Source organism: Mycolicibacterium chengduense (assembly GCF_033741155.1).
Taxonomy (GTDB): domain Bacteria; phylum Actinomycetota; class Actinomycetes; order Mycobacteriales; family Mycobacteriaceae; genus Mycobacterium.
Map to the genome: position 1 here is coordinate 687,044 of NZ_JAWQNH010000004.1, position 18,716 is coordinate 705,759.

Annotated in this window: 17 protein-coding genes and 1 tRNA gene; 7 read left to right on the forward strand and 11 right to left on the reverse strand. The window is 68.2% G+C overall.

Annotated elements, in window-relative coordinates; genetic code table 11:
• Nucleotides 1-349 precede the first annotated feature (349 nt).
• Complete coding sequence (locus tag SBI67_RS18320) at nucleotides 350-1,102, forward strand: enoyl-CoA hydratase (RefSeq protein WP_318981910.1); 753 nt, start codon at nucleotides 350-352, stop codon at nucleotides 1,100-1,102.
• Here SBI67_RS18320 and SBI67_RS18325 read toward each other — a convergent pair whose 3' ends face one another.
• The 8 genes from SBI67_RS18325 to SBI67_RS18360 form a co-directional block, all read right to left on the reverse strand.
• On the reverse strand, nucleotides 1,103-2,323 hold the full coding sequence (locus SBI67_RS18325) for a dihydrolipoamide acetyltransferase family protein (protein ID WP_318981911.1): 1,221 nt from the start codon (nucleotides 2,321-2,323) through the stop codon (nucleotides 1,103-1,105).
• Nucleotides 2,320-3,351: an alpha-ketoacid dehydrogenase subunit beta gene (locus SBI67_RS18330; protein ID WP_318981912.1), complete on the reverse strand. Its 1,032-nt coding sequence runs from the start codon at nucleotides 3,349-3,351 to the stop codon at nucleotides 2,320-2,322. The genes SBI67_RS18325 and SBI67_RS18330 overlap by 4 nt, the downstream gene beginning before the upstream one ends.
• A gap of 1 nt (nucleotide 3,352) precedes the next feature.
• Nucleotides 3,353-4,420, reverse strand: coding sequence for a pyruvate dehydrogenase (acetyl-transferring) E1 component subunit alpha (gene pdhA, locus SBI67_RS18335; protein ID WP_318981913.1), 1,068 nt, complete (start codon nucleotides 4,418-4,420; stop codon nucleotides 3,353-3,355).
• A gap of 257 nt (nucleotides 4,421-4,677) precedes the next feature.
• On the reverse strand, nucleotides 4,678-5,487 hold the full coding sequence (locus SBI67_RS18340; protein WP_318981914.1) for an HpcH/HpaI aldolase/citrate lyase family protein: 810 nt from the start codon (nucleotides 5,485-5,487) through the stop codon (nucleotides 4,678-4,680).
• Nucleotides 5,487-5,969 carry a MaoC family dehydratase gene (locus SBI67_RS18345; RefSeq protein WP_318981915.1) on the reverse strand — a complete coding sequence of 161 codons (483 nt, stop codon included), beginning with the start codon at nucleotides 5,967-5,969 and terminating at the stop codon, nucleotides 5,487-5,489. Before SBI67_RS18345 ends, SBI67_RS18340 begins: the two co-directional genes overlap by 1 nt.
• Entirely contained in the window at nucleotides 5,966-7,129 is a 1,164-nt protein-coding gene (locus SBI67_RS18350) for an acyl-CoA dehydrogenase family protein (protein WP_266049296.1), read from the reverse strand. The genes SBI67_RS18345 and SBI67_RS18350 overlap by 4 nt, the downstream gene beginning before the upstream one ends.
• Entirely contained in the window at nucleotides 7,122-9,116 is a 1,995-nt protein-coding gene (locus SBI67_RS18355; RefSeq protein ID WP_318981916.1) for an acetyl/propionyl/methylcrotonyl-CoA carboxylase subunit alpha, read from the reverse strand. The genes SBI67_RS18350 and SBI67_RS18355 overlap by 8 nt, the downstream gene beginning before the upstream one ends.
• Nucleotides 9,117-9,120: 4 nt before the next feature.
• Entirely contained in the window at nucleotides 9,121-10,659 is a 1,539-nt protein-coding gene (locus SBI67_RS18360) for a carboxyl transferase domain-containing protein (protein ID WP_413232516.1), read from the reverse strand.
• Between the two features lie 66 nt (nucleotides 10,660-10,725).
• Here SBI67_RS18360 and SBI67_RS18365 point away from each other — a divergent pair, with 66 nt between their 5' ends.
• Together SBI67_RS18365 and SBI67_RS18370 are read left to right on the forward strand one after the other, a co-directional pair.
• On the forward strand, nucleotides 10,726-11,343 hold the full coding sequence (locus SBI67_RS18365; protein ID WP_413232517.1) for an SACE_7040 family transcriptional regulator: 618 nt from the start codon (nucleotides 10,726-10,728) through the stop codon (nucleotides 11,341-11,343).
• 78 nt (nucleotides 11,344-11,421) lie between these two features.
• Complete coding sequence (locus SBI67_RS18370; RefSeq protein WP_318981919.1) at nucleotides 11,422-12,192, forward strand: MmpS family transport accessory protein; 771 nt, start codon at nucleotides 11,422-11,424, stop codon at nucleotides 12,190-12,192.
• Here the strand turns inward: SBI67_RS18370 and SBI67_RS18375 are convergent.
• Nucleotides 12,160-13,482 carry an MFS transporter gene (locus tag SBI67_RS18375; RefSeq protein WP_318981920.1) on the reverse strand — a complete coding sequence of 441 codons (1,323 nt, stop codon included), beginning with the start codon at nucleotides 13,480-13,482 and terminating at the stop codon, nucleotides 12,160-12,162. The genes SBI67_RS18370 and SBI67_RS18375 overlap by 33 nt on opposite strands.
• Before the next feature lie 34 nt (nucleotides 13,483-13,516).
• On the opposite strand from SBI67_RS18375, the gene cmrA reads away from it, so the two are divergent.
• Nucleotides 13,517-14,323 (forward strand): mycolate reductase, encoded by an 807-nt coding sequence (gene cmrA / locus SBI67_RS18380; protein WP_318981921.1) that lies wholly within the window; start codon nucleotides 13,517-13,519, stop codon nucleotides 14,321-14,323.
• Between the two features lie 73 nt (nucleotides 14,324-14,396).
• Here the strand turns inward: cmrA and SBI67_RS18385 are convergent, their stop codons facing one another.
• The gene (locus tag SBI67_RS18385; RefSeq protein ID WP_318981922.1) at nucleotides 14,397-15,971 is read right to left on the reverse strand and encodes a helicase HerA-like domain-containing protein; all 1,575 of its coding nucleotides are present in this window, start codon (nucleotides 15,969-15,971) and stop codon (nucleotides 14,397-14,399) included.
• Between the two features lie 80 nt (nucleotides 15,972-16,051).
• Here SBI67_RS18385 and orn point away from each other — a divergent pair, with 80 nt between their 5' ends.
• Nucleotides 16,052-16,690 (forward strand): oligoribonuclease, encoded by a 639-nt coding sequence (gene orn, locus SBI67_RS18390; RefSeq protein ID WP_318981923.1) that lies wholly within the window; start codon nucleotides 16,052-16,054, stop codon nucleotides 16,688-16,690.
• A gap of 36 nt (nucleotides 16,691-16,726) precedes the next feature.
• Nucleotides 16,727-16,799, forward strand: a tRNA-His gene (locus tag SBI67_RS18395).
• Between the two features lie 44 nt (nucleotides 16,800-16,843).
• Here SBI67_RS18395 and SBI67_RS18400 read toward each other — a convergent pair.
• Nucleotides 16,844-18,169 (reverse strand): aminotransferase-like domain-containing protein, encoded by a 1,326-nt coding sequence (locus tag SBI67_RS18400; protein ID WP_413232528.1) that lies wholly within the window; start codon nucleotides 18,167-18,169, stop codon nucleotides 16,844-16,846.
• Between the two features lie 113 nt (nucleotides 18,170-18,282).
• Between SBI67_RS18400 and SBI67_RS18405 the strand changes: the two genes are divergently transcribed.
• On the forward strand, nucleotides 18,283-18,681 hold the full coding sequence (locus SBI67_RS18405; RefSeq protein WP_318981984.1) for a PaaI family thioesterase: 399 nt from the start codon (nucleotides 18,283-18,285) through the stop codon (nucleotides 18,679-18,681).
• The last annotated feature ends 35 nt before the right edge of the window (nucleotides 18,682-18,716 follow it).

An 18,716-nucleotide genomic window follows, 5' to 3' on the forward strand; every position in this document is an offset into this window, starting at 1 on the left:
GGCGCGGCGGCTGCCTGCTGCACCATGCCGACGCACGGCACACCGGGGCTGGCCTTGAACGTCGGCTGCGCCTCCGCAGACGCGCTGAGCGCCAATGCGGGCGAGCACAACGCGGCCGTCGCGACGATGCTGACGGCCAGCCGATTCGACTTACTACGCATGTTCTCCCCATGTGCTTATTGACGCCCGAGTCAGGGTTGAAGGTAAGTCCCACCTGTGTAATTTCCATGTTCGACAGATTCGACGGTTACCGATCCGATACGAAGGCGAGCCGACGCTGTGACAGAGCTGGGTAGATTCCGCCGAAACCCCACGAAAGCCGCCTACCGGCGCGCCGTAGCCTGAGCCCATGACCGATCCCGTGCTCGTCGACATCGCCGACCGCGTCGCCACCATCACCGTCAACGACCCGGACCGCCGCAACGCGGTGACCGCCGACATGTCCCGGGCCCTGCGCGTCGCGATCGAGGCCGCCGAAGCCGACCCGGACGTCCATGCGGTGATCGTCACCGGCGCCGGCAAGGCCTTCTGCGCAGGCGCGGATCTGACGGCCCTCGGCGAAGCCGCCGAGGACGGTCTGCGGGTGATCTACGACGGCTTCCTGGCCGTCGCGAACTGCACTCTGCCGACGATTGCCGCCGTCAACGGCGCGGCGGTCGGGGCCGGACTCAACCTTGCGCTGGCCGCCGACGTCCGCATCGCCGGACCGGCGGCGCTGTTCGATCCGCGCTTCCAGAAGCTGGGCATCCATCCCGGCGGGGGCGCAACGTGGATGCTCCAACGCAGCGTGGGGCCCCAAACTGCTCGTGCCGCATTGCTTTTCGGGAAGCGCTTCGACGCGCACGACGCCGTGCGCTATGGCCTGGCGCTCGACGTGGCCGATGACCCGGTGGCGGCCGCACGCGAGCTGGCGGCGGGACCGGCGGCCGCGCCGCGGGACGTGGTGCTGGCCACCAAGAAATCGATGCGGGCCACCGCCAATCCGGGCTTCCTGGACAACGAACAACACGCGCTCGCCGTCGATATCGAGATCACCCCGCAGGCCCGCTCCATCGAGTCTCCCGAATTCCAGAGCCGGCTCGCCGCAGCGAAGAACAGGTGACTACAGGTCGGCCAACGCCAGCTCGGGCGCTTCGACCAAATCCCTTAATTCACACAGAAACTCGGCCGCCTTGGCCCCATCGACGATGCGGTGGTCGAACGCGCACGTCAACGACATCGTCGGGCGCGCAACGACGGCACCGTCGACCACCACCGCACGCGGCTTCAACGACCCCATCCCGAGGATGGCTGCCTCCGGATAGTTGATCACCGGCACACCCTCGTCCAGGCCGAGCGCACCGAAGTTCGACACCGTGAACGTCGAGCCCATCAACTCGGCCGGACGCAAGCCGCCACCGCGCGCACCCTCGATCAACCGTGTCACCTCGTCCGCCAACGAACGAGTGGTACGGCGGTGGGCATCGACCACCACCGGCACCAGCAGTCCACGGGCCGTGGCCACCCCGACGCCCAGGTGAATCGACGAATGGTGGTGTATCCGGGGCCCCTCGGCGGTGTCCACCCATGTCGAGTTCAACAGCGGGTGATGTCGCAGCGCCAGCGTCAACAGCCGCAAGGTCAGCACGAACGGTGTGATCTGTAATCGGTGCGCCAGCGCCTGCAGACTCGTCCCATCGACGACCACCGACGCATGGGCATCGGGGATGCTATTGCGCGACAACGTCATTCGCTTCGCCATCTCGGCTTGCACGCCGGTCAACGGCACCAGTTCCGACGCCGCGGAGGCAGCCAGCACATCATCGCGGGTGACGATTCCGTCCGGTCCCGTCGGCCTCAGCGCGGTCAGGTCCACGCCGGTGTCGCGCGCCAACTTGCGGGTCGACGGTTTCGCCCTGGCCCGCCGCGATCCGTCCATCCGCTCGTCGGCTCCGTACCCCACCAGCACCGGACCTGATTCCCCGTCGCTTCGCTCGCCGGTGCCCGATTCCCCGTCGCTTCGCTCGCCGGTGCCCGATTCCCCGTCGCTTCGCTCGCCGGTGCCCGATTCCCCATCGCTCCGCTCGCCGGTGCCTGATCCCTGGACCCGGACCAGCACCGCGCCGACCGTGAGCGTCTGGCCCACCGCACCGCCGAGTTCGGTGATCTGCCCGGCATAGGGGCTGGGGATCTCCACCTCCGCCTTGTTCGTCTCCAGCGTGCACAGCACCTGGTTCAGCACCACCGTGTCACCGACGTCCACCGCCCAGCCCGTGATGGTGGCGTCTTCCAACCCCTCGCCGAGATCGGGGACCCGGAACTCGAGCAACTGTGAATTCGTCACTGTCCCAACGCCCTTTCGATGCAGTCCAGCAGCCGGTCCACCCCCGGTAGCCACAGCTTCTCCAACCGGGCCGGCGGGTAAGGTGTGTCGAAACCGGTGGCCCGTAACACGGGTGCTTCCAGGTCGTAGAACAGGTCCTCGGAGATCCGAGCCGCCAGTTCGGCCCCGAATCCCAGCGACCGCGGGCCCTCGTGCATCACCACGCAGCGACCGGTACGCCGCACCGACTCGGCCACCGTCTCGAAGTCCAGCGGATTCAGGCTGCGCAGGTCGACCACCTCCACGCTGACGCCCTGGTCCGCCGCGACGCCGGCGGCGTTGCACGCGGTGTCCACCAAGCCGCCGTAGGTGAGCACCGTGATATCGGAGCCGGCGCGGCGCACCGCCGCCCGCCCGAACGGCAGCACCGGAGCCTCGGTGTCGACGGTGCCGCGGGACCAGTACCGACGCTTGGGTTCCAGGTAGATCACCGGGTCAGGGCAGGTGATGGACTGCCGCAGCAGCCAATACGCATCCGCCGGAGTGGACGGCACCACCACCTTCAACCCCGCCGTATGCAACCAGTAACTCTCGGTGGATTCCGAATGGTGTTCCACCGCACCGATACCGCCGAACGACGGGATGCGCACGGTGACCGGCATGTCGACATCACCGTGGGTACGGGTGCGGTACTTGGCCAGGTGGCTGACCATCTGGTCGAAGGCCGGCGCGGAGAATCCGTCGAACTGGATCTCGGGAACCGGCACCAACCCGCGTACCGCCATCCCGATGGCGATCCCGATGATCGCCGACTCGGCCAGCGGGGTGTCGAAACACCTTGGTGCACCGAATGCCTCGGCCAGACCATCGGTCACCCGGAACACCCCACCAAGGGTGGCAACGTCCTCACCGAACACCAGCACCCGGTCGTCGGCCGCCATCGCGTCATGTAAGCCCTGATTGATGGCCTGCGCCATCGTCATGGTGAGCAATGCGGGTCGCGGCTCCGGGAAATCGCCCACGGGTGGGCGTTCGATGATCTGCGTCATCTCAGGCCTCCTTTCCCAGCTCGATCAGCATCTCGTCGCGTTGCCGGGCGAGTTCGGGGGTGATGTCGTGATAGACGGTGTCGAAGACCTCGGCGATATCCGGGTCGGGTGCGTCGACGGTGGCGTCGCGCAACTCCGTGCGCAGTCGCGCCGCTTTGGCCGCCACCCGCTCAGTCAGGCGCTCGGTGAGCACCCCGCTCGATTGCAGGTATGTGGTGTAGCGGGTGATCGGATCGCGGGCTGCCCACCGCTCGACATCCGCCGCGGCGCGATACCGGGTGGGGTCGTCCGAGGTGGTGTGCGGGCCCATCCGGTAGGTGATCGCCTCGATGAACGTCGGACCGCCACCGCTGCGGGCCTGCTGCGCGGCCTCGGCCACCACCGCGAAACAGGCCAATACGTCATTGCCGTCCACCCGCACGGCGCGCATGCCATACCCGGCGGCCCGCTCGGCCAGCGAGGACGCGGCGTGCTGGTGGCTGACCGGGGTGGAGATGGCGAACTGGTTGTTCTGGACGAAGAAGATGGTCGGGGTCGCGAACACGGCCGCAAGGTTCAGCGCCTCGTGGGCGTCACCTTCAGAGGTGGCACCGTCCCCCATGAAGGCGACGGTCACCGAGTCCTCTCCGAGGCGCTGCGCAGCCATCGCCGCACCGACGGCATGCAGCCCGTGTGTGCCGATCTGGATGGCGATCGGCGCGCAGCATCTCTCGGTGAACGACAGACCGCCGTGCCACGATCCCCGCCACACCACACCCATCTGGGCGGGGGCGATTCCGCGCGTCAGGAACGCCCCCAGCTCGCGGTATTGCGGGAACAGCCAATCGGTCTTGCGCAGGCAGGCCGCGGCGCCCACCTGGGCGGCTTCCTGCCCCCGGCACGAGGCGTAGAGGGCCAGCTCGCCTTGGCGCTGCAGGTTCACGAACTCGGTATCGAGCTCGCGTGTCAGCACCATCAGTTCGTAGAGCCAGGCCAGCGTCTCGGGCGGCAAGTCACGCCGATAACGGGTCTCGGGAGTGGGTGAACCATCGGCAGCCAGCAGCCGCACGGGCTCGAAAACCTCAGCCATACCGCCTCCTTCAGGTGACGGCATGTTCGGCCGTCAGTCCGCGAGGTGCTCAGCGCCGTGACGGTAGGCCCGATCCCCCTGGTGCGGGGGTGCCGGCTGGCTACCCGGGTGTGGAGCCAGCGCGACGATCCGATGCTGCCCGTCGCAGTACTGGGGCACTTCCCAGTATGCCCTCGGATCGGGCGCGGTCACGGCGAACGGTGGTCACGAGTTGGCTGCGTGTCGCCGATCAGGCGGCCGGGACCCGGCGCACCGGATCAGCGCGGCGCCAAAGCCACGATGCGCTCCGCGCGCCGCAGCACCGGCGCGTCCACCATCAGGCCCTCGTACTGGAACACGCCGCGCTGCCGGCCGGCTTCGTCGAGCACCGCCCGCGCCCACCGCACCTCTTGGTCGCTCGGCGCGTAGGCGTCGCGGATCACGGCCACCTGGGTGGGATGGATGGCGACCTTGGCGTCGAAGCCGACCGCGACGGCGTCGTCGCATTCCGCGCGCAGCCCGTCGAGGTTCTTGATGTCCAGGTACACCGAATCGAGCGCCATCCGCCCGTAGGCCTTGGCGGCCAGCAGGGTCTGCGACCGGACGTGCTGGGCGACATCGCGGTAGCTGCCGTCCGGTCGGCGGTTGGCGGTGCCGCCGAGCACCGCGAACAGATCCTCCGCGCCCCACATCACCGCCAGCGTGTTGTCGGGCCGCACCAGTTCGACGACGTTGAGCGCGGCCAGCGGGGTTTCGATCAAGACCACCACCTGCAACGGTGCCAGCGCCCGCACCTGGTCGGCGTGTTCGGTCTTGGCCAGCATCACCGTCGTGTACTCGGTGCGCGCCAGTGCCAGCAGGTCGAGATCGTGGTCGGGGGTGCCCGCCGGATTGACCCGCACCACCGTCCGCGTGGGGTTCAGCGGCGTGCTGATCAACGCCTCCCGTGCGGCTTCACGGTCATGGGCGGCCACCCCGTCCTCCAGATCCAGGATGACGATATCGGCTGCTGCAAGGGCCTTTCCGAAGCGCTCTGGACGGTCGGCCGGGCAGAACAGCCAGCCCGGGCCGGCATTGGCGAGCGACACTAGGCCTCCTGCGGTTTCTTGCGCACCATGGTCTGGCGCGTGGCGGTCGCCACGACGTCACCGTGCTGGTTGCGTCCGGTGTGCGCGAAGGTGACGATCCCCTCCCCTGGCCGGCTTTTGGATTCGCGTTTGTCGATGACCTCGGACTCGGCATACAGCGTGTCGCCGTGGAACAACGGCTTGGGGAAGGCGATTTCGGAGAATCCGAGATTGCCGACGATGGTCCCCTGGGTGAGTTGGGCGACCGACAACCCGACCAGCGTGGAGAGGGTGAACATCGAGTTCACCAGCCGCTGGTGAAACGGTGGCAGTGCGTCGGAGAACGCCGCGTCCAGGTGCAGTGCCTGCGTGTTCATCGTCAGGGTGGTGAACAGGACATTGTCGGCCTCGGTGATGGTGCGCCCGGGCCGGTGCAGGTACCGCACGCCGGTCTCGAACTCCTCGTACCACAGCCCCCGCTGCTCGACGGTTCGCTTGGTCACAGCCCCAGTTCCCGCCCGATCAGCATGAGCTGCACTTCGGTTGTGCCCTCGCCGATTTCGAGGATCTTGCTGTCTCGGTAATGCCGGGACACCGGATACTCGTTCATGAAGCCGTACCCGCCGAAGATCTGGGTGGCATCGCGGGCGTTGTCCATCGCGGCCTCGCTGGACACCAGTTTGGCCACCGAGGCGGCCTTCTTGAACGGCTTGCCGGACAGCATCAGCGCGGCGGCGTCGTAGTAGGCGGTCCGCGCGGCATGCGCGCGCGCCTCCATCCGGGCGATCTTGAAGGCGATGGCCTGATAGGTCCCGATCTTGGCGCCGAACGCTTCCCGTTCCCTGGCGTACTTCACGCACTCGTCGACGCAGCCCTGTGCCGCACCGACCGACAGCGCGGCGATGGCGATGCGTCCCTCGTCGAGGATGCGCAGGAAGTTGGCGTAGCCACGCCCGCGGTCCCCGAGCAGGTTCTCGGCGGGCACCCGGACGTCGTCGAAGCTGAGCGGATGGGTGTCCGAGGCGTTCCAGCCGACCTTGTTGTAGGCCGGTTCGGCGGTGAAGCCCGGCGTCGGCACCGGCACCAGGATCGAGGAGATCTCCTTCCTGCCGTCCGGGCCCTCACCCGTCACCGCGGTGACGGTGACCAGCTTGGTGATATCGGTGCCGGAATTGGTGATGAACTGCTTGGAGCCGTTGATCACCCAGGTGTCACCGTCGAGTTTGGCGGTGGTCTTGGTGGCCCCGGCGTCGCTGCCGCCACCGGCCTCGGTCAACCCGAAGGCGCCCAGGGCCTTCCCGCTGGCCAGCAGCGGCAACCATTCCTGCTTCTGCGCCTCGTTGCCGAATCGGTACACCGGCATCGCGCCCAGCGAGACACCGGCCTCCAGCGTGATGGCGACACTCTGGTCGACCTTGCCCAATTCCTCCAAGGCCAGGCACAACGCGAAATAGTCGCCGCCCATGCCGCCGTACTCCTCGGGAAACGGCAGACCGAACAAGCCCATGTCGGCCATCCCGGAGACGACCTCGTACGGGAACGAATGCTCCTCGTCGTGTTTGGCGGCCACCGGTGCGACGACGCTTTGGGCGAAGTCGCGCACCGTCTTGGCCAGTTGCGCGTAGTCGTCGGGCAGCGTGCCCGTGGACAGGAAGTCACTCATCGTTGGTCTCCTTGGTAGCGGCGGTGATTCGGGCCAGCGGTTGACCCACCTTGACCTGGTCGCCGACGGCGACGAGAAGTTCGACCACCCCGTCGACGGGCGAGGGCAGCGTGTGTTCCATCTTCATGGCCTCGACGGTGACGACGACGACCCCGGATGTGACGGTGGCACCGTCGGCGACGCCGACGGCGACCACCGCCCCCGGCATCGGGCTGACCAGTTCGGCGTCCCCGGAGTGCTCGTCGTCGGGGCGCACGGGCGCTTCGCGGACCTCGTGCACCGCGACGGTGCGCTGCGGTCCGGCCAGCCACAGGTGCGGACCGTCGGCCGCGGCGATGTAGTCGGTACGCATACCGTCCACGGTGACAGTGAGGTCGCGGCCGTCCAATTGCGCTGTCAGCGGGTATGTTCTGCCGTCGTCGACGGCCGCGACGGCGGCGGCGGGACTGCCGGTGATCCGCACGTGGTCGACACGTTCACCGGCCTGCAACCGGAACACGCTCGGCGCCCGCTGCCCGGTGCGCCAGCCCGACGGCACCGACCACAGGTTGTCGCCGGCCGCGGCCCAGTGCTGCAGCCATCGGTACGCAGCGGCGGCGATGAACTCTTCGTCGGTGGCAGGCGCGACCTCGTAATCCGGCAGCCGGCGATCCAGCAGACCGGTATCCAATTGCCCGGCAATCACATCCGAGTCGGCCAGCAGGAACCGCAGGAAGTCGATATTGGTGGTGACCCCCAGCACGGCGGCGTGAGCCAGGGCCCGGTCCAGACCACGCAGCGCGGCCGACCGGTCGTCGGCGTGCGTGATGATCTTGGCGAGCATCGGGTCGTAATCGCTGCCGACGACGGTGCCGGCGTAGATGCCGGAATCGACCCTGGCCCGTTCAGGTTCCACCACGTCCAGCACGGTCCCGCCGGTCGGCAGGAACCCGTTGGCCGGGTCCTCGGCGTACACCCGGGCCTCGATGGCGTGCCCGCTGAGCGTGACATCCTGCTGGCGCAACGGCAGTGTTTCGCCCGCGGCGATGCGCACCTGCAACTCCACCAGGTCGACGCCGGTGACCAGTTCGGTGACCGGATGTTCCACCTGCAGACGCGTGTTCATCTCCATGAAGAAGAACTCGTCGGGTTTGTCGGCGGAGACGATGAACTCGACGGTGCCCGCGCCGGTGTAGTCCACGCTGCGGGCAGTGTTGCAGGCGGCCGCGCCGATGCGGGCGCGGGTGGCGGCGTCCAGCAGCGGCGACGGGGCCTCCTCGATGACCTTCTGGTGCCGCCGCTGCAGGCTGCATTCCCGCTCACCCAGATGGATGACGTTGCCGTGCCCGTCGGCGAGCACCTGCACCTCGATATGCCTGGGCCGCAACACGAATCGTTCCAGGAACAAGGTGTCGTCCCCGAACGCCGAGGCTGCCTCACGCCGCGCACTCACCAGCGCCGCCGGCAACTCGTCGGCCGAGTGCACCACCCGCATGCCCTTGCCGCCACCACCGGCCGACGGCTTGACCAGCACGGGGAAACCTACCTCCGGGGCACCGGCGATCAGGTCGTCGTCGGTCAGGCCGGGCCGGGAGATGCCGGGAACCACCGGAACCCCGAACGCCGACACCGCGGCCTTGGCGGCGATCTTGTCGCCCATGGTGCCGATCGCGGGCACCGGTGGGCCGATGAAGACGATGCCTGCCGCCTCCAGAGCGCGGGCGAATTCGGCGTTCTCGGCCAGGAACCCGTAGCCGGGGTGCACGGCTTGGGCGCCGGTGCGGGCGGCGGCACCGACGATGGCGTTGATGTCGAGATAGCTCTGCCGGGCGGCGGCCGGGCCGATCCGGACCGCTACGTCGGCCGCGGCGACGTGCCGGGCACCGGCGTCGGCGTCGCTGTACACGGCGACCGAGCGGATCCCCATCGCGCGCAGCGTGCGGATGACGCGCACGGCGATCTCACCGCGGTTGGCGACCAGGACGGTGTCGAAGAGTTGGGCGGTCATCTCATCACATCCTGAAAACGCCGTAGGACACCGGCTCCAGCGGAGCCTGTGCGACAACCGAAAGAGCCAGACCGACAACCGTTCTGGTGTCGGCCGGGTCGATGACGCCATCATCCCAGAGGCGGGCGGTCGAGTAGTACGGATTGCCCTGATGCTCGTACTGGGCCCGGATCGGCGCCTTGAACGCCTCTTCTTCCTCCGGCGTCATCTCGCCGCGCACGGTGGCCAGCACCGAGGCGGCCTGCTCACCACCCATCACCGAGATACGGGCGTTGGGCCACATCCACAGGAACCTCGGCGAATACGCACGCCCGCACATCGAATAGTTACCCGCGCCGTAGGAGCCGCCGATCACCACGGTGAGCTTGGGCACCCGGGCGCACGCCACCGCGGTCACCATCTTGGCACCGTGTTTGGCGATGCCGCCGGCCTCGTAGTCGCGGCCGACCATGAACCCGGAGATGTTCTGCAGGAACAGCAGCGGGGTGTTGCGTTTGTCGCACAGTTCGATGAAATGTGCTCCCTTGACCGCGGATTCACCGAACAGCACACCGTTGTTGGCAATGATGCCCACCGGGTGGCCGTGGATCCGCGCAAAACCGGTGACCAGCGTGGTGCCGTAGTCGGCCTTGAATTCTGCGAACTCACCGCCATCCACGATGCGGGTGATCACCTCGTGTACGTCATAGGGCACGCGGGCATCGGTCGGTACGACGTCGTAAAGCTCGGTCTGATCGGCGACCGGGTCGACGGTCGGGAGCACCTCCCACGGCGGATCGCGGCGCGGGCCGAGGGTGGACACGATGCGCCGCACGATGCGCAACGCGTCGCGGTCGTCGTGAGCCAGGTGGTCGGTCACCCCGGAGATCTTGGAATGCAGGTCGCCACCGCCCAATTCCTCGGCGGTGACGATCTCCCCGGTGGCGGCCTTCACCAGCGGCGGCCCGCCCAGGAAGATGGTGCCCTGGTTGCGCACGATGACGGCCTCGTCGCTCATGGCCGGCACATACGCACCGCCCGCGGTGCACGAGCCGAGCACCGCGGCGATCTGCGGGATGCCCTGCGCACTCATGGTGGCCTGGTTGTAGAAGATGCGGCCGAAGTGCTCGCGGTCGGGGAATACCTCGTCCTGGCGCGGCAGGAAGGCGCCGCCGGAGTCCACCAGATAGATGCACGGCAACCGGTTCTGTGCGGCAATCTCTTGCGCGCGTAGGTGTTTCTTGACGGTGATCGGGTAGTAGGTGCCGCCTTTGACGGTGGCGTCGTTGGCCACGATCATGCATTCGCGTCCGGATACCCGGCCGATGCCGACGATCAGTCCGGCACCGGGGCAGTCCCCGTCGTACATGCCGTCGGCGGCCAGCGGCGCGATGTCCAGGAACGGGCTGCCGGTGTCGAGCAGGCCGTCGACGCGATCGCGGGGAAGCAGCTTTCCTCGGCTGACATGGCGGTCCCTGGACTTCTCCGGCCCACCGAGCGCGGCCTCGGCCAATTTGGTGCGCAGCTCGTCCACCAGGGCGATGTGCGCGTCGCGATGTGCCATCGCTGAACCCATTTCAGTTGAGTTAATGACGACTAACTCGTGGTATGTTAATCACGACTAACCGAAATGTCTACCACCGGACGGAGGCCGCGCATGACGACGCAAACCCCGCGCAGTAAGGCCAAATCCGACCGGCGGGATCAACTGATCGCTGCCGCCGAACGCCTCATGGCCGAGCATGGCTACCTCGCGGTGCGGCTGGAGGACATCGGATCGGCCGCCGGAGTCAGCGGTCCCGCCATCTACCGGCACTTCCCCAACAAAGAGGCGTTGCTGACCGAGCTGCTGGTCGGGATCAGCACCCGGCTGCTCAGCGGCGCCACCGAGGTCGCCGCGGCGGCCGGGGACGCCCGTCAGGCGCTCGATGGGCTCATCGACTTCCACCTCGACTTCGCGCTCGGCGAATCCGACCTGATCCGCATCCAGGACCGCGACCTCGCCCACCTGCCCGCGCAGGCCAAACGCCAGGTCCGCAAGGCCCAGCGGCAATACGTGGAGATCTGGGTCGAGGCGCTGCGTCGGCTCGACGACACCCTCGACGAAGCTGACGCGCGGCTCAAAGCGCAGGCGGTGTTCGGATTGCTCAACTCGACCCCGCACAGCGTCAAGGCACCCACGCTCACCCACAGCTCGCGGGCGGTTCTGCGGGCGATGACCGTCGCCGCGCTCGCCGCCACACCGTAGCTGCCGTGCGCAACGCGGTGCGACCGCACGTCGGCGCACCGCCAGGGCGCGCGGGTACCCTGCAGCCATGAGGTGGGCATGACCAATTCACCACGCGGCGATGAGCCGACCCGGCGCCTTGACGGCCGCTACGGCGACGCTTATCCCGGCTATCCCGGTTATCCGGGTTACTCCGATCCCGCGTACGCCGGTCCGGGCCCCTACGGCTCGCGTCCCACCGAACCGATGCCCGCCTACCCGGCGTACGACCCGGCGTATGCGACCGGTGCCTATGGGGCACCGCCTCAGCAACCCCCTGGTCCTGGGGACCCGGCGCCCCCGGACGGCCCGCGCCCACCCCGCTGGCTGTGGTTCCTGGCCGCCATCGCCGTCGTCGCGGTGCTCGGCCTGGTCATCGCGCTGGTGATCGTCAACAGCTCACAACAGGACACCGTGGTCGCCCCGGTGCCCTCGCTGGCCGAACCCACCACCACCGCGCCGACCACCACACGCCGGCCGACCACATCGACCGTCCCGGCGCCCGCGCCGTCCTCGTCGCCCACCACCTCCACCACACCGGGCGTACCGGGCGCCGATCCGGGCGCCACCGAGACCGTGGTGTACGACGTGGCGGGCAGTGGCCGCGCCATCAACATCACCTACGTCGACACCGGCGGCGTGCTGCAGACCGAGTTCAACGTGCTGCTGCCGTGGAGCAAGCAGGTGGATCTGACCAAACCCGCCAAGGGTTCGGCCAGCGTCAGCATCATCAATGTCGGGCGCCAGGTCAGTTGTTCGATCACCATCGACGGCGCCCAGGTGCAGCAGCGCAGTGGGTCAGGTCTGACGATCTGCAGCCCGATCGGCTGACCCGCGCGGGGTCTTCACCCCCAGCATCAACAGCAGACCGAGGACCAACACCACGCACAACCCGCCCATCCCGGCGCGGTCGCTGTCGAACACGTCGATGAACAATGCGAACAACGCCGGCGCCAGGAAGGTCGCCGCCCGCCCGGTCATGGTGTACAGGCCGAACGCGACGCCTTCCTTGCCCTCGTTGGAGATGCGCAGCATCTGCGTGCGCGCCGCCGACAGCGTCGGGCCGACGAACAGGCACAGCAGCAACCCGCACACCCAGAACGCCAGCGGGCCCGACAGCACCATCAGCGTCAGCGCCACCACGATCATCAGGCTCAGCGCCCCGATGATCACCGGCTTGGCACCGATGCGGTCGTCGAGCCAGCCGCCGGCCACCGCGCCCGCGGCCGCCACCAGGCATGCCGCCACCCCGAACAGCAGCACCGTCGCCGACGAGATGCCGTAGACGTTGACGCCGAGCACCGCGCCGAAGGTGAACACCCCGGTCAGCCCGTCGCGGAACACGGCGCTGGCGATCAGGTAGTAGACGACGTTGCGGTCGCGCCGCCACTCCCCTTGTACCTCCGCCCACAGCGTGCGGTAGGCCGCCGCGATGCGGACCGGTCGGTGCGCGGGATCGGCGGGCGGTGCGGGCGCGCTGACCAGCAACGGCATCGCGAACGCCAGCAGCCACACCGCCGTCAGCACCATCGCGGCCCGGACATTCTGGCCGTCGTCGGTGGGCAGGCCCAGCAGGCCACCCTCACCGACGATGAAGCCGAGGTAGACGATGAGCAGCAACGCCACGCTGCCGCCGTACCCGACCGCCAGGCCCGCACCGGAGACCCGGCCGGCGTTCTTCGGCGTCGTCAGCTGCGCCAGCATCGCGTTGTACGGAACGGTCGCCAGGTCGTTGCACGCCGCGGTCATCGCCAGCAGGGCCAGCCCCGCCCACAAGAAGTGGTAGTCGGAGCGGATCAGCGACATCGACGCCACCAGCGCCGCCGCGGCCACGGTGAGCGTGACCAACGCCCGGCGCCGTCGGTGCGCGGCGTCCACCCAGATACCGGTCACCGGTGCCAGCACCGCGACGATCACGCCGGCGATGGTCAGGGCCCGGCCCAGCCAGCTCGCCGGCGTCGTATCCCCCGGCAGGTCCTTCCCGACGGCGCTGGTCAGGTAGACCGAGAAGACGAAGGTCACGACGATCGCGTTGACGCCGGTGGCCCCGCAGTCGTACAAAACCCACGACAACACTTGCGAACGCCGCGCCCCGCGCGACGCCGACACGGGGCTGCCCATGGCCGTCACCTTATAAGTCCTTACGATTTCTTCCATGCCTGTACCCGCACCCCACCCCGACGCCCGCGCGGTCGTCACCGGCGCCTCCCAGGGCATCGGCGAAGCGCTCGCCGCGGAGCTGGCCTCCCGGGGCCACCACCTGATCATCACCGCCCGCCGCGGCGAGGTGCTGGCCGAACTCGCTAGCCGGCTCACCGAGAAGTACGGCGTCACCGTGGAGGTGCGGGCTGTCGACCTGGCTGACCCGGCCGCGCGCGACGTGCTGTGCGAGGAGCTGGCCGGCCGCAACATCTCGATCCTGTGCGCCAATGCCGGCACCGCCACCTTCGGTCCGGTGGCCAAGCTGGACCCGGCCGGCGAAAAGGCCCAGGTTCAGCTCAATGCCATTGCGGTGCATGATCTTTGCCTGGCCGTGCTGCCCGGCATGATCGAGCGCAAGGCCGGCGGCATCCTGATCTCCGGCTCGGCGGCGGGTAACTCGCCGATCCCCAACAACGCCACCTACGCGGCCACCAAGGCCTTCGCCAACACCTTCAGCGAGTCGCTGCGCGGTGAACTCAAGGGCACCGGCGTGCACGTCACGTTGCTGGCGCCCGGCCCGGTGCGCACCGAGCTGCCCGACGCCGACGAGCGCTCGCTGGTCGAGAAGCTTATCCCCGACTTCCTGTGGATCAACACGGAGTACACCGCCAAGTTGTCGCTGGACGGGTTGCAGCACAACAAGATGCGCATCGTGCCCGGGCTGACGTCCAAGGCGATGTCAGTGGCCAGCGGGTACGCGCCGCGGGCCATCGTCACGCCGATCGTCGGTGCGGTGTACAAGAAGCTCGGCGGCGACTAATTCGCGGTTTCGGTTGTCCGCTTAGGGCACGGTTTCCCGGCAACCGCGTGCCTTGGGTGGACATTCGACGTGCCTACCGCCGCCGGCGGCCCGTCCCGAAGATGCTGCGGGTGATCTCCCGGCCGATCACCGTGCCGGCCGAGCGCATCGCGCTCTTGAACGCCGGGCTCTCCACCATCTTCTCCAAGAACCCGGGCTCGGCGGCGTTGCGCGCGGTCGCCGTGCCCTCGATCTCGGCGCCACCGGTACTCACCGGCGGAGGCAGCTGATCGACCGGAGCCGGCGGTGGCGCCAACTTGGCGTTGAGCTTTTCGTACGCCGATTCACGGTCGATGGTCTGCCCGTAGGTCGCCTGCAGCGGACTGGCCCCGGCCGCCGCCTTGATCGCGTCCGGGCCGATGGTGTCCATCAGCGAGCGTGGCGCCCGCATCCGGGTCCAGGCGACCGGCGTCGGCGCGCCGCGTTCGGAGAGCACCGTGACGATCGCCTCGCCGATGCCCAGCGACGTCAGCGCCGACTCCAGGTCGTACACGGTCGTCTTCGGATACGTCCGCACCGTCTTGGTGAGCGCCTTCTGGTCGTCGGGGGTGAACGCGCGCAGCGCGTGCTGCACCCGCGCGCCCAGCTGCGACAGCACATTATTGGGCACATCGGTGGGCAGCTGGGTGCAGAAGAACACACCGACACCCTTCGAGCGGATCAGCTTGACGGTCTGCTCCACCTGCTCCAGGAACGCCTTGGACGCGTCGGTGAACAGCAGGTGCGCCTCGTCGAAGAAGAACACCAACTTGGGCTTGTCGACGTCGCCGACCTCGGGCAGCGTCGTGAACAGGTCGGCCAGCACCCACATCAGGAAGGTGGAGAACATCACCGGGCGGGCCGCCTGCGCACCCAGTTCCAGCAGCGAGATGATGCCGCGGCCCTGCGCGTCGAAACGGATCAGGTCCTTGGGCTCCAACTCGGGTTCGCCGAAGAACGTGTCGGCTCCCTCGGCCTCCAGGTTCACCAGGGCTCGCAGGATCACCCCGGCCGTGGTGGGCGACACCGCGCCCAGCGCCTTGAGCTCGGGCTTGCCCTCGTCACCGGTCAGGTATTGGATGACGGCCCGCAGATCCTTCAGATCCAGCAGCGACAACCCCTTCTGGTCGGCCCAGTGGAAGATCAGGCCGAGAGTGGATTCCTGAGTGGCGTTGAGCCCCAGAACCTTCGACAACAGGATGGGCCCAAAACTGGTGATCGTCGCCCGCACCGGCACACCGATGCCCTCGGTGCCCAGCGACAGGAACTCGACGGGGAATGCCGTCGGGGCCCAGTCGTCACCGGTGTCCTTGGCACGCTGAGCGGTCTTGTCCCCCGCCGCCCCGGGCTGCGACAGACCCGACAGATCGCCCTTCACGTCGGCCATCAGCACCGGCACCCCGGCCGCCGACAGCTGCTCGGCCATCACCTGCAGCGACTTCGTCTTGCCGGTGCCGGTGGCCCCGGCGATCAGCCCGTGGCGGTTGACCGTGGCCAGCGGAATACGCACCGACGCGGTGGGGTCGACGACACCGTCGACCACGACGGTCCCTAGCTCCAGGGCTTGTCCCTCGACGGCGTAACCTGCGGCGATCTGCTGTGCGGGAGGTGCAGACGATTCTGAGGTCATGGCCAGACCCTACTGAAAGGCGTCCCTTTTGGGTGGGTGCGGGCAGCTAATTAGCGGGGGTGCGAATACTGTGGATCTTCGTGCGTGAAGAACTGGTGTGGATCGATTGCGAGATGACCGGGCTGGACCTCAAGTCCGACAAGCTCATCGAGATTGCGGCCCTGGTCACCGACGCGGACCTGAACATCCTCGGTGACGGCATCGACGTGGTGATCCACGCCGACGAGGACGCCCTGTCCGGCATGGTCGACGTGGTCGCCCGCATGCACGCCAGCTCCGGCCTCGACAAAGAGGTGCTGGCCTCGGACATCGATCTCGCAACCGCCGAGAAGATGGTGCTCGACTACATCCGTAGCCACGTCAAACAAGCGAAAACGGCCCCGCTGTGCGGCAACTCGATCGCCACCGATCGCGGCTTCATCGCGCGTGACATGCCGTTGCTCGACGACTACCTGCACTACCGGATGATCGACGTCAGCTCCATCAAGGAGCTGTGCCGGCGCTGGTACCCGCGCATCTATTTCGGTCAGCCGGCCAAGGGCCTGGCGCACCGCGCACTCGCCGACATCCACGAGTCCATCCGCGAGCTGAAGTACTACCGCAGCACCGCCTTCGTGCCCGCCCCCGGCCCCTCTACCAGCGAAATCGCGGCCGTGGCGGCCGAGCTGGGGGCGCCGAAGGCCGACACCGGGGAAACCGATTCGGTTGTGGAGCAGTGAGCCGCTAGTATCTACAACGCCGCTCGCGCGGCAATGGTGGCTGTAGTTCAGTTGGTAGAGCACCAGGTTGTGATCCTGGCTGTCGCGGGTTCGAGTCCCGTCAGCCACCCCGATAGGTCAGGGGTCCCACGCGGGGCCCCTGACCTTTTTTCGTCACCACGTCACCAACTCCCGGACCTCCCGCAATGCCGCCGCCAGCTCGGCACGACCCGGCGTCGCCAAGGCCAGCCGCAGGGCGTTCGGGGTGGCCTTGGCGGTGGAGAACGCGTCGGCGGTGGACACCAGGACCCCACGCTCGGCCAGCTGATGCGCGATGACATCCATCCGGGCGTCTTCGGGCAGCCGCAGCCACCCGATATAGGACGCCGGATGAGCGTGGTAATCCAGTCCGTGCAGCTCCGCACGAGCCAACGTCTGCCGCTCTCGGGCGTCGTCGCGGCGTAGCTTCTCGACGGCGTCGATGGTGCCGTCGGCGATCCAGTGGGCAGCCAATCGGGTGGCGATGGTGGAGGTCCCCCAGCTGGCCGCCCGCAACGACCGGATCACGGCATCGCGGTGGGAATCCGGGGTGACGACGAAGCCGAAGCGCAGACCGGGCGCGAGGCTCTTCGACATGCCACCGACGTAGAAGGTGCGCTCCGGGGCCAGGGTCTGAATCGGTTCGGGGGCAGCGGGATCGAGGAAAGCGTAGGTGGCGTCCTCGATGACGACGGCGTCGCGCCGACACGCCAGCTCGGCGATGCGTTGCCGCGCAGCGGTATTCAGCACGAATCCAAGCGGGTTGTGCAGGGTCGCCATGGTGAAGATGGCCGCGACGCGACGACGCTCGCACAACCGCGCCAACATGTCGAGATCGGGGCCGTCGGCATCGACCGCGACGGGCGCCAGTTCGATCCGCCGGGCTGCCGCCAGCAGCTTGAATCCGGGGTAGGTCAGCGCGTCGACCGCCACGACCGAACCGGGCGGGGCCACCGCACCGAGCACGGCGTCCAGGCCCTGCTGACCGCCGGCCGTCAACACCACACTGCGCGGCGCCACGTCGATACCGTGCCCAAGCAGATAGGTGGCGACGGTGGCCTGCTCGCGGGTGCGCCCGCCCGGTGGTTCCTGCCGCAGCAGGCTGAGCAGGTCGCCCTCGGCGGCCATATCCCGCAGCGCACGCCGCAGATGGTCGGCCTGGACGGGCTCCAGCGGCTGGTTGAACGACAGATCCGCGATGCGGGCCACGGCGCTGTGCCGGCGCTGCTCCAGACCGGCGTATCCGCTGAGGTCGCGCACGAAGGTGCCCCGTCCCGGTTCGCCGACCACCAGGCCGGCGTCGGTCAGCGCGCGGTACACCTTGGTCGCGGTGGCCACCGCGATGCCCTGCTCGGCGGCCAGGGCGCGGTGCGTAGGCAGCCGGGTACCGGCCGGCAGGCGGCCCGAGCGGATCTGGTCGGCGAGCCGGTCGGCCACTTGTGTGTAGGACAATTTCTTGATTGCACTAGCCTAGCGTTCCTAACGTGGCCGCCATGAGTGAATCCGTGCTGCCCGTACTCGACTATCTGCAACGCTACGTCGCGGGAACGCTGCAGCCGGGACAACGCAGTCCGTTGCGCTATCCGACCGCGATCTCCACCCTCTTGGGCTTCGAAATCACTGCAGTACAACAAGGTTCGGCGACGATCACGGTGAAAGTCGACCCGCAGACACATGGCAACCAACAAGGCACCGTCCATGGCGGGTTTCTGGTCGAGCTCGCCGACGCGGCGATCGGGACCGCCCATTCCACCGTCGTCGGCGACGAGGAATCGTTCACCAGCATCGACATTCGCGCCACGTTCCTGCGGCCGGTCTGGCATGACACGCTGACCGCCACCGCCCGGCACACTCATTCGGGGCGGACCATCACCCACTACGCGTGCGATGTCGTCCGCGGCGACGGCAAGGTGGCCGCCAGTGTCACCAGTGCGGTGATGACGCTGCGCGGGCAGGCGGCGCGGGGTCGCTGACCTCCGCGATGACTTTCGAGAGCGAGCGGGGTCAA

Bases quoted from the DNA above. Each gene is read 5' to 3' on its own strand.
- SBI67_RS18375 (WP_318981920.1), bottom strand. From the start codon at position 13,482: ATGGGCAGCCCCGTGTCGGCGTCGCGCGGGGCGCGGCGTTCGCAAGTG.
- pdhA (WP_318981913.1), bottom strand. From the start codon at position 4,420: ATGGCTGAGGTTTTCGAGCCCGTGCGGCTGCTGGCTGCCGATGGTTCA.
- SBI67_RS18365 (WP_413232517.1), top strand. From the start codon at position 10,726: ATGTCTACCACCGGACGGAGGCCGCGCATGACGACGCAAACCCCGCGC.
- SBI67_RS18350 (WP_266049296.1), bottom strand. From the start codon at position 7,129: ATGAGTGACTTCCTGTCCACGGGCACGCTGCCCGACGACTACGCGCAA.
- SBI67_RS18370 (WP_318981919.1), top strand. From the start codon at position 11,422: ATGACCAATTCACCACGCGGCGATGAGCCGACCCGGCGCCTTGACGGC.
- SBI67_RS18360 (WP_413232516.1), bottom strand. From the start codon at position 10,659: ATGGCACATCGCGACGCGCACATCGCCCTGGTGGACGAGCTGCGCACC.
- SBI67_RS18385 (WP_318981922.1), bottom strand. From the start codon at position 15,971: ATGACCTCAGAATCGTCTGCACCTCCCGCACAGCAGATCGCCGCAGGT.
- cmrA (WP_318981921.1), top strand. From the start codon at position 13,517: ATGCCTGTACCCGCACCCCACCCCGACGCCCGCGCGGTCGTCACCGGC.
- SBI67_RS18320 (WP_318981910.1), top strand. From the start codon at position 350: ATGACCGATCCCGTGCTCGTCGACATCGCCGACCGCGTCGCCACCATC.
- SBI67_RS18355 (WP_318981916.1), bottom strand. From the start codon at position 9,116: ATGACCGCCCAACTCTTCGACACCGTCCTGGTCGCCAACCGCGGTGAG.
- SBI67_RS18330 (WP_318981912.1), bottom strand. From the start codon at position 3,351: ATGACGCAGATCATCGAACGCCCACCCGTGGGCGATTTCCCGGAGCCG.